The sequence below is a fragment of the Marinobacter antarcticus genome, assembly GCF_011049865.1.
Classification (GTDB): domain Bacteria; phylum Pseudomonadota; class Gammaproteobacteria; order Pseudomonadales; family Oleiphilaceae; genus Marinobacter; species Marinobacter antarcticus_A.
The window spans coordinates 1-16,792 of record NZ_DRGY01000110.1; the positions used below are offsets into that span (position 1 = coordinate 1).

Sequence of the window (16,792 nt, forward strand, 5' to 3'; positions counted from 1 at the left end):
GTAGAAATACTGCTAAGCCCGTGATTGAACGCATCAAACAGCGTCATTCCCGATAGCCAGTATGTAAGAACGGCCGTGGTGGAAAATGTGAAATACACAAGAAGCAGTCCACGGCTGAGCGTTTTCATTCGGGGAAGGGCTTTATCGGTCCATTCAGACGATTCCGTAGCAAACAGCCGCATACCGCCAACACGCAAAAAGGGCAGTACAGCCACGAACATACCGATAATTCCGATTCCGCCTATCCAGTGCAGAATCGATCTCCATAGAAGAAGGTCTTTGTCCATGGTGTCCAGGCCGCTGAACACCGTCGCGCCGGTGGTAGTGATGCCTGAGGTGCTCTCGAAGAACGCATCCGCCAGGGAAATGCCAACGTCACTGAGAAAAAAAGGAAGCGCGGAGAGCAGGGCAATAAGAAACCAGGACGACACCGTCAGCACAAACATGAACCTGGGCTTCAGATCCCGTGGCCGCCGGTAGGTAGAAATAATGCCCAGCCCACCCAGACCAAACACGAGTGCTGCAGATTCTATAAACGACACCGCATTGGGCGCCGCCGAGCCGAGCAGCAGGAATACCGGTAGGGTCATGAATATGCTTAACAGCACAAACATGATGCTTACAATAAAAACAACAGGATAGAGGTTTCTCAATGGGTGCCCGAGCTAGCTGAACCGAGACAGGGCGTCAGAATACCTGTGGGGGGGGCTTATCCGCAAGGTAACAAGTAGCCTTGTACTTTATTACCCGGGTATTAAAACACCGTCAGTAAAGGCCTAACGGCTACTCCAGACATGGAAAAACAATGCGGATTGATGCAATCTGGATGGCTAAAGCAACTGCATCTTCACGGGAACCTGACGTTGAACTTACTTGCTCATCTTTTTCTCGCACCCGATTCACCCGAAGCCCGGGTGGGTAGCATTCTGGGCGATTTTACGCGAGGAGTAGACTTGGCGGCGCTTTCGCCCTCCGTGAGGCTGGGGGTTCGTCATCACTTTGCGGTGGATAGCTACACCGACAAACATCCGGATGTGCTGGCCAGCAAGCGGCTATTTTCCCGACAGCGCCGCAAGTTTTCCGGCGTCGCTCTGGATGTTCTGTATGACTACTTTCTACTGCGACACTGGAACAAGTTCACCGATGCAGATCAAAACACCTTCATCAACGAGGTGTATACCGAACTGCAGAACAACGAAAACCTGATGACACCCGATATGAGCAGGACAACCCGGCACCTGGTGTCTCACGATTGGTTCGGCTCGTATCGTGATTTGGACAACATTGGCTACGCGCTGGATAGAGTGGCTGCACGAATCCGGTTTGAGAATTCGTTTTCTGGAATCATTACCGAAATTCGCCCGTTACACGCTGAGCTTGAAAAACATTTTTTATCATTTTTTCCGGATTTACAAACATTTGCAGGAGGAATTGAATGAAGTTTCCGATCTCTTTTTTGCTCGCTACGGCGATCAGCTTCCCAGCCGTTGCACTGGCAGATACAACGTCAGAAAGTGAGGCTACTGCGCCTGAAACGCTCGGTTTCGTAGAATGGATCGTGATGAACGAGACAGATTTGCGACTCAAGGCGCGGCTGGATACGGGCGCCAAGACGTCGTCCCTGCACGCCGTTAACGTAGAAGAGTTCAAGAAAGACGATGAAAAATGGGTGAAGTTTCAGATCCCCCTGGCAGATCATGAGGACCAGCCTACCGAAGGCGATATTAAGCATGAGGAGATTATTCTTGAGCTCGAACGCCCGGTAGAGCGCACCGTTCTTATCAAACGTAAAGGCGCACCGTCGCAACGACGCTACGTGGTGATGATGGATTTCTGCATTGCCGGCACGAACCATGAAACCCAGTTTTCACTGACCGATCGCAGTAATTTTTCCTATCCTGTGCTGCTTGGTCGCCGATTCATGAGCGACGACAATATTCTGATCGACTCGGCAAACAGTTTCACGGCAAGCACAGAGTGTGAGTACATGACTCTGGAAGAGTTGGCCGAGCGGTACCAGGCAAAAATCATCAGGACGGATGAGACAACCTGAGCGATCGATTCATAAAGTTCCGGAATTTGTGACGCCAGCCATCCGCCAATAATGATGTCGGTTTCGATGGTCTACTCAACACGCGATGAAAATGGCAGAACGCAGTCTACATCCGTGAATTCAGATTCCAGAGGATCCAGATTGTCCCGCCGGCCATCAAAAATAGAATCAGACCGGTAAACAGAATTAATTGAAGTTCGTCCCTGTGAGACCGACGCAAATCAATATGCAGAAAATACCGGAAGTGAACCAGTACCTGCACCACTGCAAGCAGAGTGAGTACCATTAGACAGCCCAGTGTATCGAGCCAGTGAGAGGCAACCAGACCGAAGGCGGCCAGCGTCAGTAACACTGCCAGTATCCCGCCGATGCAGTACTCACGAAATTCCTGGCGAGGGTCCTCGGCTTCGCTGTCCGGTAATTGATCAGGTTCCATTTCCATCAGGCGACTCCCTAGGCAACTCCGAATAAATAGACAAAAGTAAAGATGCCAATCCAGACAACATCCAGCATGTGCCAGAAGATGGCCAGACGCATAAGACGGGTTTTGACATTCCGGTTCAGACCAAATACAAAAACCTGCACCAACAGAACGAGCAGCCAGATCAATCCGCTGCTAACGTGAATTCCGTGGGTTCCCACCAACAGAAAAAACGCCGACAAAAAACCGCTGGTCTGTGGTCCATGGCCTTTCGATATCATGTCGGTGAAATCGTAAACCTCCAGGCCCACAAAACCGGCGCCAAGCGCAAATGTCACTACCAGCCAGAAAACAAGGCGTGTTCGGTCCTGGCGGTATTTCATTGCCAGAGCGGCCAGCCCGAAGGTAAAACTGCTCACCAGTAACAGCATCGTTTCAATAAATGGATTTTTCAGGTCAAGAATATCGCCCGGAGTTGGGCCTCCGGCGACACCGTGCTGGCTTTGCGCGGCATAATCAGCGAACAGCAGGGCGAACAACACCAGATCGCTCATCAGAAATACCCAGAAGCCGAACAACAGCGTTTCGGCGGCTTCATGGGTTTCCGGATCGGTGCTGCCCATATTGAGCCCGGGATGGCGGCTATATTTCCGGATCTTATTCATACCACAACCTCTGCCAAACCTTGGTTTGCAGACGTTGTCTCATGCTCACGAGGAGCCGGCTTCAGAGCCTTGACCGAACGCAGCCAGCGTTCATGCTCCTCACGCACCTGACTGGCAGGAATGGTTTCCTCGGTGTTCTGACAGAAGCTGCGCGCGATCACCGTTGCCCAGACCGCAATAAACGAAGCGATAGTGAGCCACCAGATATGCCAGGTGAGCGCGAAGCCCAGCGCCGCTGTCAACGCACAGATAACCGGCGCAACGATGCTGTTCTTCGGCATTTTAATGTCCTCATAGTGCTCAGGGGCGGTATAGCTGGTGCCGTTTTTCTTCATCCAGGTAAATGCATCGCGATCATGTACCTGTGGTATGACAGCAAAGTTATATTCTGGTGGAGGTGCGCTCATGGACCATTCCAGACTCCGGCCATCCCAGGGATCGCCGCCCGGAACTCGCGTAGTGTCACGATCACGAATACTGACCCAAAGCTGTACGACCTGACTTGCCAGCCCTGCCAGAATAAGCAACGCACCACAAAAAGCGACAACCAGCCAAGGCAGGTATTGCGGATCAAACCATTGCGCGGAACGGCGCATAGCGCCCATCAACCCGAGGGCATATAGCGGCATAAACGCCAGATAAAATCCGAATGACCAGCACCAGAAGGAGATGCGCCCCCATTTTTCAGAGAGCCGAAACCCGAACATTTTCGGGAACCACACGTAATAGGCGGCGAACATGCCAAACAGGGTGCCGGGGATCAGCATATTGTGGAAGTGGGCGACCAGAAATAGCGAATTATGAACTGCGAAATCCACGGGAGGATTGGCGAGGATAACGCCAGTCAGCCCACCAATCACGAAGGTGACCATAAACATGATCGAGAACAGCATTGCTGTTGTGAGACGCACGCGTCCTCGAACCATCGTAAGCAGCCAGTCGTATACTTTAACGCCAGTGGGCACACCAATCAGCATGGTCGCGATACCAAAAGCCGCATTCAGGTCGGCAGTCTCGCCCATGGTGAAAAAATGGTGGAGCCAGACGCAAAAAGATAAAACGGCGATGGCCATGGTGGCAAAGACCAATGAGTGATACCCGTAGAGGCGCTTGCCGGAAAACGTGGAAAAAACCTCTGAAAACACGCCGAAAGCGGGCAGGATAACGATATACACTTCCGGATGGCCAAACAGCCAAAACAGGTTCGTGTAGTTCATCATGTTGCCGCCGAGGGCATTGGTGAAAAAGTGAAAGCCAGCGTAGCGGTCAAGGGCGAGCATCAGGGTGGCCACTGTCAGGGGCATCATGGCAAAAATCATGATGATGCTGGTGCACAGGGCCGTCCAGCTGAAAAGTGGCATCCGGAACCAGGTCATTCCCGGGGCGCGGAGCTTATAGATGGTCACCGCGAAATTGATACCGGTGAGCGTGTTACCGATCGAACTCAAGGTTACCGCCCAGATCCAGTAATCCACGCCAGCACCGGGGTTGAATGCCAGTTCGGTGAAGGGCGGATAGCCGCTCCAGCCTCCGGTTGAGAACTTGCCGATCACCAGTGAAATCATAATGAGCACAGCGCCGGCGGCCGTCAAAGCCAGGCTGATCGCATTGAGTAAAGGGAATTTCACATCCCGGGCGCCGATCTGTAATGGCATCACCACATTGATAATGCCGATCAGAAAAGGCATCGCCATAAAAAAAATCATGATGGTGCCATGGGTGCTGAAAAGCTCGCCAAAATGTTCAGGCGCCAACGGCCCCGGCTGCTCAACGGCAAGCATTTGCTGGGCGCGCATAAAACCGGCTTCAATAACCGCTCTTAACAGCATGACCATGGCCAGAACGATATACATGATGCCAATTTTTTTAGCATCCAGGCTGGTCAGCCATTCGTGCCAGAAAACCCGCCACTTGCCGAATACTGTGAGCAGCACCATCAGACCCATTGCTCCACCTATGGCCGCCGCCTTTGCAAACGCACCGACTGCAGTGTTTGAGTTGGGGTCTCTGATGAATTCAACGAAGGGCAGGGAGTCGATACTGAGCTTGCCCAGCCAGAAATAGTCAAACGGCTGTCCTGTCACCCTATGAACCTCCCTCACTGGTTTGTTTTACTGCCCCCGGCAGCTCTACGGCCGGGGTGCTTTTCACTCGCTCAATGATCCGCTGAAACAATCCGGGCGTTATGTTACCGAAGAAGACCGGTTCGGAAAGCACGGAACGGCGGGCGAGTTTGTTATAGGCACTTATGTCGAGCGGAGGATTGGATTTTTGTTGATTAACCCAGTCTTCGAATGTGAATTCACTGACCGCTTTGGCCGTGAATTTTTGCTTTGCGAATGCCTTGCCATTGTACTGAGTGTTCTGTCCCCGGTAGCTACCAGGTTCGCTGGCCAGCAGGTTCAGTTGTGTAATCATGCCCGGCATCGCATAGATCTGACTGCCCAACCGCGGAATCATGAACGCCTGCATAACCGTTTCGCTCGTCAGCTCGAAACGAACCGGCCTGTCTGCCGGAAAAACCAACTGATTTACAGACGCAATTTTCTGATCGGGATAAATAAACAGCCATTTCCAGTCAAGACCCACCACCTGAATGCGCAGGGTGGGCTTATCGCTGGCAATCGGGGTATAGGGGTCGAGCTGGTGTGACACTTTCCAGACGTTCCAACCCAGAACGCCCACGATAATCAGAGGAAGCCCCCAGATCAGCCCCTCAAGAATCCAGGAAAATGTCCAGTTGGGCCTGTAGGTGCTGTCTTTTTTACCAAACCGATACTTCCAGAGCACAATGGGCGTTGCCACAAAAAGCGGCACAATAACCACCAGTGTCCACGCGGTTATGGAGAGAAAATGGTTGCGCTGAGCTTCCGCAATTGGGCCGGCGGGCGCCAGGAAACCATGGTCAGAAAAGCCACAGGACGCCAAAAATAGCGTGGCCAGAACAATGACCCAGCGCGCTGAAGGATAGTTCATGAACCGTACTCCGCGATTTTTTTCTCTTTATCCGAAGGCTTTCTGCAATCGCTCAAGCCCTTTTCTCAGCGTATCGTCGCTGGCGGCGAACGAGAGCCGCATATGGCCGGGGGCGTTGAACGCCGATCCTGGCACCATTGCAATGCCGAGTTCTTCCAGCAACCAATCACCAAATTGTTGGTCGTCATCAACGCCGTCCAGCGACCCAATGACGCGTTCGAAATTGGGCAGGCAGTAAAAACTGCCCTGGGCCGGGTGGCAATCGATGGCGTCTATTTTTGACAGACCGTCCGCGACCATTTTGGCACGCCTACTGAACGCTTTGACCATCTTGTGAACGTCATCCAGATTGCCGTTAAACGCTGCCTCCGCTGCTTTTTGAGAGACCGCAGCGGTATGCGATGTGCTCTCGCCCTGAAGTTTCTGCATCTCGGCGATCAGTTGTGCCGGTCCGGCCGCAAAGCCGACCCGCCATCCGGTCATGGCGTAGGCTTTGGAAACACCGTTGATCACCACGGTTCGGTCTTTTAACGACGGACAGACATTGAGAATGTTAACAAAAGGCTCGTCGGTATAACGCAGATGCTCATAGATATCGTCAGAAAGTACGATAACGTCCGGATATTTGAGTAAAACGTTGCCCAGTGCGGACAGTGCCTCGCGGGAATAAACCTGACCGGTGGGGTTGTTCGGCGTATTGAGAATGATCACACGGGTTCGGTCACTCAGGCACTTTTCCAGTACATCCGGTTGCAGAACAAACCCTTCGTCGTATCGGGTAGGTGCCTCAACAATGCGGGCCCAGGCAATATTGGCAATGGATGGGTAGGTGCCCCAGTTAGGCGTTGGAATAACAATCTCATCCATGGGATTGAGAAGTGTCATACATGCATTAAACAGCGCCTGTTTGGCTCCGCAGGTGTGCATTATCTCATCAAGATTGTAATGGAGGTTATTGTCGCGCTTGAGTTTGTACTGAATCGACGCTTTCAGGCCCGGTAGTCCATCAATCGGTGTGTAACGGGTAAAACCGTCGTCCAGCGCTTGTTTGGCGGCATCGATAATAGATTTGGGTGTATCAAAATCCGGCTCGCCAGCGTCCAGACGAAGAATATCCTGGCCTCTTTCCGTCAGGTCGTGGGCCTTGATGTTGATCCGGAAAATGGATGATCCGGACAGGTCTTCCACTCGACGGGCGATACGCAGATGGTGGTCGGCATGGTGTATTGTTTCGTTGTCTGTGTTCATTGTTGAATCACCTTTTCGTTGAGTCAGTCAGATGTCTACTCAGGTGTTTTCCGGTCTGGATTTCAGAACTTCGTCGCCATCTGCTTCATGGACTGTTTGATCATCCGGAAGGCGTCGGGATCGCCTTTTACAATTGAAGACATGATGTTTTTTGCTTGTTCAAAATTGATATGTGGCGGCATCGGGGCAATTTCCGGATCAACATAAGCATTGATGACGACCGGTCGATCTGCTGAAAGCGCTTCGTCCCAAACCCGGTCAACATCTTCAGGCGCTGAAATGCGCAGACCTTTGAGCCCAAGAATATTGGCGTAATCGTCATAGGCGAAGTCGGGAAGATCCTGGGAGATTTCAAATTTTGGATCCCCTTCCATTGCCCGCTGTTCCCAACTGACTTGATTGAGATCCTGATTGTTGAGCACCAGCACAATGCAACGGGGGTCAGCCCATTCTTTCCAGTATTTGGCTATGCCAATCACGCCCTGATTACCCAGCATCTGCATGGCGCCATCACCCACCATGGCAATGCCGGGACGATCCGGATACGCAAATTTGGCGGCCAGCAAATAGGGCACGCCGTTACCCATGGAGGCGAGCCCGCCGGACACCGAACCGATCATACCCCGGCGTATTTTGAGGTAACGGGCGTACCAGTTCGTGGAAGAACCCACGTCGCACGCCAGCATTACATCATCTGGCAAGCGCTTATTGAGAGAACAGAACACCTGCTGTGGGTTGACCGGTTTGGCAGACACTTCGGCACGCTCGTCTATGAGTTCCCACCAGTCGCGCGTGTTTTCAATAATCTTGTTTTGCCAGCTGCGGTCCTCCTTACGAGTGATGCGCTCGGTCAAAGCCATTACGGTGGAGCGGGCATCACCTTGCAAATTGACTTCCGTGGGATAGCGCAGGCCCAGCGATTCCGCATCCAGATCAATCTGAACCGCTCGTGCCTGACCGGACTCGGGCAGAAATTCGGCATAAGGGAAGCGCGTACCGATCATCAGCAGCGTATCGCAGTCATTCATCATGTCCTGACTGGGGCGCGTGCCCAATAGACCGATGGTACCGGTAACATAATCTACATCGTCAGGAATCATGGTCTTGGCAAGGATGGCCTTGGCGACGCCCGCGCCCAGCTTGTCGGCAAGTGCAAGTACTTCGTCTACCGCGTTCTTGCAGCCAGCGCCTGCCAAAATGGCGACCTTTTTGCCTTCATTGAGTACTTTTGCGGCGGCGTCAAGGTCATCCTGGTGGGCAAGCATGTCAGGTATGCGATACCCAATTCCGGAGAATACCGCGCCATGTTCGGCCGGTGGTTGCTCCATGGGCAAATCCTGAACATCGTTAGGAATAATAATTGCGGTAACGGTGCGGCGTGCCATGGCGATGCGGATTGCCTGGTCAATCAGATGCCGTGCCTGGGCAGGCGTTGACACCATGTGCACATAGTTGCCTGCCACATCTTTGTATAGGGATACGAGATCAATTTCCTGCTGGTAATCAGTGCCGAGACTCATGCGGGCCTGCTGTCCCACAATTGCTACTGCGGGCATATGATCTTTCTTTGCGTCATAAAGACCGTTAAGCAGATGCACCGCCCCGGGGCCGGATGTGGCAATACATACCCCAGGCATACCGGTGAACTTGGCGTGGGCGCTTGCCATGAAAGCTCCCAGCTCCTCGTGTTGTGGCTGGATCATTCGAGGTTGACCGTTTGCGCGCCGTAATGCGGCCATCATGCCGTTGATGCCGTCTCCGGAATAACCGTAAACTCGCTCCACGCCCCAGGCAGCGAGCCGTTCGACAATAAAATCGCTGACAGTCTGTGTCATAAATACGACTCCCGTTCAGATTGTTTGCGGCCCGGGCCTAGAAGGTGAGCCGAACTAATTACTCTGAAAGACTGCGTACTTGTTGGAATACCTTTTCAGGTTTTTCGAAGTCAAGGGTTCTAAAATTTTTCAGCACTGGCGTAGTTCCAATCCGCATCGTATTCCTGCGGGATGACGTTCTTAAGAAAATCACCAGATTCCACCTGCGGGTGAATCATCCCATAGGTGCGCGCGGGACCATGTTCATGACGATGGAAGATGTGTTGCATCGTCAGTTTGTCGGGGCTGTCCAGACCCATAGCGCCTGTGATATCGAGGAAAGACTTAACGGTAGCGTCATGGAAGTTGCGCACCCGAACTGCTTTGGAGGGCACGTCCAGCGATTTCGCCCTCTCGGGGTCCTGGGTGGCCACGCCGGTGGGGCACGTGTTGGTGTGACAGCGCATCGCCTGGATACAACCGACTGCGAACATAAACGGTCGGGCGGCGTTGCACATGTCCGCGCCCAACGCGATTTTCTCTACCATGTCAAAACCCAAAACGACCTTTCCGCTGGCTATCAACACGATTTCATCGCGTTTGCCAATGCCGGTCAGGCAGTTATGAACGAATGGCACCGCTTCGTTGATATAGGTGCCGATGAAATCTTCGAATTCAGTGGGGGCCGCCCCCGTGCCACCTTCGGCACCGTCAACCACAATGAAATCAGGCTGGATTCCGGTTTCGAGCATCGCCTTGCAGATCGCCATGAATTCGTCACGCTTGCCCAGGCATAGCTTGAAACCAACGGGCTTGCCGCCGCAGAGCTCACGCAAACGGGCAATGAAGTGCATTAGCCCCTCAGGTGAGTTGAATTCACTATGGGAGGCGGGTGACTGACAACTCTGACCCACTTCAATCTGGCGGGTACTGGCAATTTCCCGATTGACTTTCGACCCGGGTAAAAGGCCACCGTGACCGGGTTTGGCACCTTGTGAAAGTTTGATTTCGACCATTTTGACCTGATCCGTACAGGCTTTTTCCGCGAACTCCTCGGCGTTGAAGCTGCCATCCTTGTTCCTACAGCCGAAATACCCACTGCCCAGTTCCCAGATCAGGTCGCCACCGTGTTCCCGGTGATAGGGACTGATCGCACCTTCGCCCGTATCCTGAGCAAAATTACCCAGTTTGGCGCCTTTGTTCATGGCACTTACCGCATTGCCGGATAGCGCGCCGAAGCTCATGGCCGAAATGTTGAGCCGCGAGGAATCATAGGGATAGCGGCACTGTGGCCCGCCGATCAGGATGCGCTTAAAGCGCGCGTCAACGTCCTTGGGCACGATTGAATGTTGTACAAAATCATAGCCTGCATCGCTTGTGTCACGACGGGTACCAAAGGGGGAGGTGTCCGGCTTGCCGTCTGCACGCTGGTTGACGATATCCCGTTGTTCCCGGTTGAATGGCCGGCCGCTCAGGTCAGACTCGAAAAAATACTGGCGCAGTTCCGGCCGGAAGAACTCGAGCATGTAGCGCAGGTGACCCAGAATCGGGTAATTACGCAGAACATTATGTTTGCTCTGTAAATCCCATGCTCCCACAAGACAGAGCAGGGGCAGCACCATCCAGAGCCAAAGCCAAATCGGAGACCAGACCAATATGGCGGCGCCACTCAGTATCGTGAAAAAAACGAACATCAGGAAAAAGAGTCTGGGGTGACCGAGCATTGTGCCTCCACAAATTGTTAAAGGTTGCCAGCAGCATCGCGACCGCTCTCGTCAGAATTGTAGTACCATCCGTCGCACACTACGTAATATCTCTAACACAACCTGAGCGAATGTTTCATAAAGTTCAGGAATTTGTGATTGTTCGCGTGTGCAATATTAACCCGAATGGCTTCTGCGCCGACCCGGTTGGACAGCTCAAACAGCCTGCTTGGCGCCAAAAAGATGCCTTGCCTGGCTGCCTGAACGGTTAGGTCCATAGAATTTGTGCCCTCTGGTAAAGGACACCAGAGGTAGTAACCTCCGGTTGGGCTATCCACTCCTTGCAGGCCAATGTTTTGAAGGGCGGACACCGCATCAACGCTGGCGTTGGCAACCCGGTCTCTAAGCCTCTTCAAATGTCGGCGATAACGGCCCCGAATAATCATCTCGTGAACGAGTCGCTCGGTAATGCCTGAGCTGCTTACGACCGTCAGCATTTTGATATCGGTCAGCGATGAGATAAGCGCGGGTGTTGCGGCAATGTATCCGCAGCGCAAACTGGCTGACAGCGTTTTCGAAAATGTACCCACGTAAATTACACGGTTTAGTGCATCGAGAGACGCCAAGTGTGGCGTGGCCTTGGGCAGGATGTCAGCGAACGGGTCGTCTTCGATGATCACCAGATCGTATTTCTCTGCCAAAGTAAGAAGCTTGTGCATTTTTTGCAACGACATCGACGTTCCAGTCGGGTTGTGAGCCATCGGTTGCACAAAAAACAGCTTGGGTCGGTGTTCTCGAATCTTTTCTTCCAACATCTCAAGGTCGGGACCGTCTACTTGCCGATTCACACCGACAACTCTGGCTTTTTGAAGTTTCAATTTGCCAAACATAGGGTAGTAGCCAGGGGTTTCAACAAGCACCGCGTCTCCGGCCTGCACAAAATGACGCACAATCAGATCCAGCGCATGGTTTGCTCCGAAGGTCATCAATACTTGATCCGGACTGGTGCTGATGGCTCTGTCGTTCAACGCTCGCGCAACATCTTCTCGCAGCACCTCCAAACCCTGAGGCCGCCCGTATTCGAAGTCGTCGGCATAATCAGACGAGTTAGACGTGCGTTTCAGGTAACGGCTAATCTCGGAACTTTCCATCCACGCGGCCGGTAGGCGCCCGTCTCCGGCACGCACCTCGTAGTGCTGATTGAGCTGTTCTCTCAACAGCGACACCACGTCAACTGCCTCGATTACGTGTTCTGATCGGGAGATTGAAGGCGTAGGGCTGCTGGATTGCACATAAAACCCGGAACCTCGACGGGGGTGAATGTACCCGGTTGCCGCCAATCGATCATACGCATCGGTCACGGTGTTTTTGGATACACCATGGCCCTCTGCCGCTACCCGAATCGACGGCAAGCGAGTGCCTGGAGGCAACTGACCCGACGCAATCTGATGGATCAGGTTATCGGCAATTTGTTGTGCGCGAGAAATACCCACTAAATAGAGCCTCTAAAGTGTACCAGGTATTCTACTGGTACAGTCCGTGGTACACATAACCTAACTGTCTCTTGTTGATTCTAATTGTCTGGCCTAATTTGTACAGGCAGCATTAACAAAAACAGTAAGGTGAATTTTGAGCAGACGATGCCAGCGGGCACGAAAAACAAAAGGTGGAGATCGAGATGAAACTGCAAATAGAACAAAAAGTCCGGAATTATATCCGGGTTACTCTGGGTGGCTTTATCGCTGCGGCGGCGTTGGCTTGCGGAGTTGCCACGGCCGCGGAGCAACCAACGGTTAACTGGCGCATGCAGGCCCTTTGGGATGCAGGCACAACGCCTTACGAGTTCGAGAAAAAGTTTGTAGAGCGAGTGTCACAACTCACCGACGGGAAATTTACGATTCGTCTTTTTGGCGGCGGGCAACTGGCCCCATCGGCGCAGGCGTTTGAAGCGGTTCGCGGTGGTGCGTTCGAGATGATGAAGACTTTCGACGGCTACAAAGCCGGCGCCATTCCAACGTTTGCGTTCACCAGTACCGTGCCTTTTGGTTTTCCCGAATCAGACCAATATGAAGCCTGGTTTTATGAAAAGGGCGGCCTCGAATTCGCCCGGGAAGCCTATGCGCAGGCAGGGCTGTTCTATATAGCGCCCACCGTTTACGGCCAGGAGCCGATTCACTCAAAGTTCCCAATACATGAGCTTGCTGACGTGAAAGGCAAAAAAGGTCGATTCGTCGGACTCGCCAGTACCGTCATGAGCAAGTTTGGGGTAGCAACGACACCTTTACCCACGGCAGAAGTGTACCAAGCGTTGGAAAAAGGCGTGATTGATTTTGCAGACCGCGGCGATCTGACCGCTAACCTGGAAGCCGGTTTGGGAGAAGTTGCAAAGTATGTGATTGTGCCGGGCTTTCATCAGCCCACGACAGCAACCAGCTACGTTGCAAACCAGAAAGCCTACGACAAATTGCCAGAGTCTTATAAGGCTGCGCTGGCTGTGTCTGCACGCGAGATCTCGGCTGCGCTTCGACAGCATATTATCGCCCAGGACGCGGTGGCTCTGAAGAAGTTCCAAGAGCAGGGCGTTGAAGTCATTCATCTTGACCCGGCCGTCGTGGCAAATGGCCGTCCAATGGCAATGGAAGCGTGGAAAGATGCAGCAGGTGATGACGAACTCGCCAATAAAGTGTTACAGAGCCAGATCGACTTCATGAGGGAACTGGGCCTGTTGGAGTAAAACACCCAGGCACGTGCTGTTCATCAGCCTGGCTTGCCCGGGCTGATCATCTTTCCTCTTGAGATTTTTGTATGCTTATTATCAACGGCTACTGCAAAACCATTACACAGATAAACCGATGGCTGGCCATAGCTGTGTCGTCGCTGGTTTTCGTAATGGTTGCCGCTATTTCCTATGAGGTAGTCGCCCGCTATTTTTTTAACGCGCCAACTGTCTGGGCCCTGGAGTTATCAACCTTGCTGCTCGGCCCCTATTTCCTTCTTGCCGGACCCTATTTTTTACATACCGCCGGTCATGTAAACGTCGACATTCTGTATAGCAAGCTTTCACCTCGCTTGGCGGCACTGACCGACATCGGTATCTATACGGTCATTGTATTAATCAGCTGCGTTCTCATTTACCAAAGTATTCCTATCGCTGAAAACGCCATCGATTCCGGCGAAACCTCATTTTCATCGTGGAATCCGCCGATCTGGCCTGTGAAGGCGCTCATTCCCGTGGCGTTCTGCCTGCTGTTACTTCAGTCCGTAGCGGAGCTGATGACCGCGATTCAGCGCATCAACAATGCGGATGAGGCCCAGCCATGAGCTCCACGCTGGTCTTTGGTGCAATGTTCATTTCGCTCCTGCTTTTGTTGCTGAGCGGGATGCCTTTGGCCTTTGTTCTGATCACTCTTGCCGTTTTGTTCACCATTTCCCTGTGGGGCCTGGACGCACTCGTGCTAACGGTTTTGCAAACCTACGATGTGATGACATCCGACGTGTTACTGGCCATTCCGCTCTATGTATTAATGGCCAGCATTCTTCAGCGCTCGGGAATTATCGAGGCATTGTACAAAGCGATGGAGCTATGGTTCCGGCGCCTACCCGGTGGCCTTGCGGTGGGAACCATAGCGATCTGTACCGTGATGGCCGCCATGACGGGCATTGTGGGCGCCGCTGTAGCCGCCATGGGGATTCTCGCTTTGCCATCAATGCTTAACCGTGGCTACGATGAAAAGCTGGCGCTGGGCGCTATCTGTGCCGGCGGCACTCTTGGAATCCTCATTCCGCCGTCGATCATCACCATCGTGTACGCGGCCACGGCACAGATATCCGTTGGCAAAATGTTTGCCGCGGGAATCGTGCCGGGCATGGTGCTCTCCGGGCTCTATGTATTTTACGTGGTGATCCGGACAATGCTTAACCCCAGCCTTGCCCCTACGCAAGAGCGCATGGATGTCAGTTGGCTCGAGATGTTCGGGTCTTTGAAATCACTGTTTTTACCGACTCTGATCGTGTTCAGCGTTTTGGGTAGTATCTACGCCGGAATTGCCACGCCAACAGAGGCGGCGGCAGTCGGGGTGGTGGGTGCCATGGTGTCTGCCGCGTTGCAGGGCCAGTTCACCGTCAGCAATCTCAGCGACGCGGCCATGGACACGCTCCGCGTAACCACGATGATCATGTGGATCACTATAGGCGCGAAGATTTTCGTGTCGATATTTACCGGAATTGGCGGTGCCGACTCTCTGCTGATGTTCATTGAAAACCTGGAAATCAACCGCTGGTTGGTACTGCTTTCAATGATGGGCATTCTGGTTTTGCTTGGTCTGTTTCTGGACGAAATCGGGATCATTCTGCTGTGTGTGCCCGTGTTCATTCCAATCATCAACGCTTTTGGGTTTGATCCGTTGTGGTTTGGCGTGCTGTTCTTGATCACCGCCCAAATGGCATACATCACGCCACCCTTTGGTTACACGCTTTTTTACATCAAAGGCGTACTGCCGCCAGGTATTGGAATGGAGACGGTGTATCGCGCAATCCTGCCATTCCTGGTGCTGCAAATTCTGGCGTTGATTTTATTCATGTTGTTCCCGGATCTGGTGACCTGGCTGCCGAATCAGCTATCCCAGCGCCTGGTTTCCTGATTCTTTAATAGCGGAGATTGATTCCATGTCTACCCAAACGTCACGCATTTCCGGCTTTCATAACCTTTCGATGCAAGAACGGCTCGAAAAAGTCATTGAAGCGGCGGGTTTGAGCCCGGATGTTGCAGACCATATGAACAACACCGGCAACCTGAACGCCGACATCGCAGACTCGATGATTGAGAATGCCATCGGTACCATGAACATCCCCGTTGGCGTGGCCACCAATATGATTGTGGATCAGCAAGATACGCTGATTCCAATGGCTACAGAGGAATCGTCGGTCGTGGCTGCCGTGTGCAATGCCGCTCGCCAATGCCGAGACTCGGGAGGTTTTATTACCTCCATGTCGGGTTCGTTGATGATTGCGCAGATTCAATTGGTTGATGTGCCCAATCCGGAATTTGCCCGGCTACAAATTCTTGAGCGCAAGGCGGAAATCCAGCAGGTGTGCGACGAAACCGACCCGGTGCTGCTCAAGCACGGGGGTGGGTTCCGTGACGTTGAAGTTCGCGTACTGGAAGGCAGGCAAACTGGCACGATGGTGATTACCCATCTCATTGTTGACACTCGCGATGCCATGGGTGCAAACGCCGTAAATTCCATGGCGGAAGCGGTTGCCCCACTGATTGCACAATGGACAAACGGACGAACGTATCTTCGTATTCTGTCTAATCTCGCGGATCGTCGTCTGGCAAGGGCGCGCGCAACATGGACGCTTGACGCTATCGGTGGCGAGTCGGTACGCGACGGTATTCTTGCCGCCTACGAATTCGCCGATATCGACCCATACCGCGCAGCAACGCACAACAAGGGGGTTATGAACGGTGTCAGCGCCGTCGTTTTGGCCACCGGTAATGACACCCGCGCCGTTGAAGCCGGCGCTCATGCTTTCGCTGCAAATACGGGGCGTTATCGCTCGTTGACTCACTGGGAAGCGGATCGTGCCGGTAACCTCACGGGCATGATCGAAATGCCGATGCCGGTCGGTTTGATAGGCGGAGCTACCAAATCCCATCCCACCGCACGGATAGCGCTGGATATCATGGCGGTAAAAAGCGCTGACCAATTAGCTCGCATCATTGCGGCCGTGGGTCTGGCACAGAATTTTTCCGCCTTGAAGGCGCTGGCCACCACCGGAATTCAGAAAGGCCACATGGCACTTCATGCAAAAAACATTGCGGTGATGGCCGGTGCGCTTGGCGCAGAGATTGATGCCGTAGCGAAAGACCTGGTTCGGCTAGGGAAGGTGAGGGTAGACATAGCTGAAGA

General features: G+C 53.0%; 15 protein-coding genes. 6 read left to right on the forward strand and 9 right to left on the reverse strand.

Annotated features, from left to right (window positions below):
- Positions 1–614, reverse strand: a 614-nt coding sequence (locus ENI00_RS13735) for a potassium transporter TrkG (protein ID WP_304103501.1), incomplete at its 3' end; no start/stop codon positions are given.
- Positions 615–863: 249 nt separating this feature from the next.
- Here ENI00_RS13735 and ENI00_RS13740 point away from each other — a divergent pair.
- Positions 864–1,439, forward strand: coding sequence for an ACP phosphodiesterase (locus tag ENI00_RS13740; RefSeq protein ID WP_304103504.1), 576 nt, complete (start codon positions 864–866; stop codon positions 1,437–1,439).
- The gene (locus ENI00_RS13745) at positions 1,436–2,053 is read left to right on the forward strand and encodes an ATP-dependent zinc protease (protein WP_304103506.1); all 618 of its coding nucleotides are present in this window, start codon (positions 1,436–1,438) and stop codon (positions 2,051–2,053) included. The genes ENI00_RS13740 and ENI00_RS13745 overlap by 4 nt, the downstream gene beginning before the upstream one ends.
- A gap of 106 nt (positions 2,054–2,159) precedes the next feature.
- Here the strand turns inward: ENI00_RS13745 and cyoD are convergent, their stop codons facing one another.
- The 8 genes from cyoD to ENI00_RS13785 all read right to left on the reverse strand — a co-directional run bounded on the left by cyoD (position 2,160) and on the right by ENI00_RS13785 (position 12,373).
- Complete coding sequence (gene cyoD, locus ENI00_RS13750) at positions 2,160–2,495, reverse strand: cytochrome o ubiquinol oxidase subunit IV (protein ID WP_304103509.1); 336 nt, start codon at positions 2,493–2,495, stop codon at positions 2,160–2,162.
- Between the two features lie 11 nt (positions 2,496–2,506).
- A complete protein-coding gene (gene cyoC, locus ENI00_RS13755; protein WP_304103512.1) occupies positions 2,507–3,139 on the reverse strand; it encodes a cytochrome o ubiquinol oxidase subunit III in 633 nt (210 codons plus the stop codon).
- Complete coding sequence (locus tag ENI00_RS13760) at positions 3,136–5,223, reverse strand: cbb3-type cytochrome c oxidase subunit I (RefSeq protein WP_304103515.1); 2,088 nt, start codon at positions 5,221–5,223, stop codon at positions 3,136–3,138. The genes cyoC and ENI00_RS13760 overlap by 4 nt, the downstream gene beginning before the upstream one ends.
- A gap of 1 nt (position 5,224) precedes the next feature.
- Entirely contained in the window at positions 5,225–6,115 is an 891-nt protein-coding gene (locus tag ENI00_RS13765) for a COX aromatic rich motif-containing protein (protein ID WP_304103518.1), read from the reverse strand.
- 27 nt (positions 6,116–6,142) lie between these two features.
- Positions 6,143–7,363 (reverse strand): pyridoxal phosphate-dependent aminotransferase, encoded by a 1,221-nt coding sequence (locus ENI00_RS13770; protein ID WP_304103521.1) that lies wholly within the window; start codon positions 7,361–7,363, stop codon positions 6,143–6,145.
- A gap of 62 nt (positions 7,364–7,425) precedes the next feature.
- Positions 7,426–9,198, reverse strand: coding sequence for a thiamine pyrophosphate-requiring protein (locus ENI00_RS13775; RefSeq protein ID WP_304103524.1), 1,773 nt, complete (start codon positions 9,196–9,198; stop codon positions 7,426–7,428).
- A gap of 119 nt (positions 9,199–9,317) precedes the next feature.
- Positions 9,318–10,901 (reverse strand): FMN-binding glutamate synthase family protein, encoded by a 1,584-nt coding sequence (locus ENI00_RS13780; protein WP_304103526.1) that lies wholly within the window; start codon positions 10,899–10,901, stop codon positions 9,318–9,320.
- 92 nt (positions 10,902–10,993) lie between these two features.
- Positions 10,994–12,373 (reverse strand): PLP-dependent aminotransferase family protein, encoded by a 1,380-nt coding sequence (locus tag ENI00_RS13785; RefSeq protein ID WP_304103529.1) that lies wholly within the window; start codon positions 12,371–12,373, stop codon positions 10,994–10,996.
- Positions 12,374–12,558: 185 nt separating this feature from the next.
- On the opposite strand from ENI00_RS13785, the gene dctP reads away from it, so the two are divergent.
- The 4 genes from dctP to ENI00_RS13805 all read left to right on the forward strand — a co-directional run.
- Positions 12,559–13,614 (forward strand): TRAP transporter substrate-binding protein DctP, encoded by a 1,056-nt coding sequence (gene dctP, locus ENI00_RS13790; protein ID WP_304103532.1) that lies wholly within the window; start codon positions 12,559–12,561, stop codon positions 13,612–13,614.
- A 71-nt stretch (positions 13,615–13,685) separates the two neighbouring features.
- Entirely contained in the window at positions 13,686–14,201 is a 516-nt protein-coding gene (locus ENI00_RS13795) for a TRAP transporter small permease subunit (RefSeq protein ID WP_304103535.1), read from the forward strand.
- Positions 14,198–15,520, forward strand: coding sequence for a TRAP transporter large permease (locus ENI00_RS13800; RefSeq protein ID WP_304103538.1), 1,323 nt, complete (start codon positions 14,198–14,200; stop codon positions 15,518–15,520). Before ENI00_RS13795 ends, ENI00_RS13800 begins: the two co-directional genes overlap by 4 nt.
- A gap of 25 nt (positions 15,521–15,545) precedes the next feature.
- The coding region (locus ENI00_RS13805; RefSeq protein ID WP_304103540.1) for a hydroxymethylglutaryl-CoA reductase, degradative at positions 15,546–16,792 on the forward strand (1,247 nt) is incomplete at its 3' end.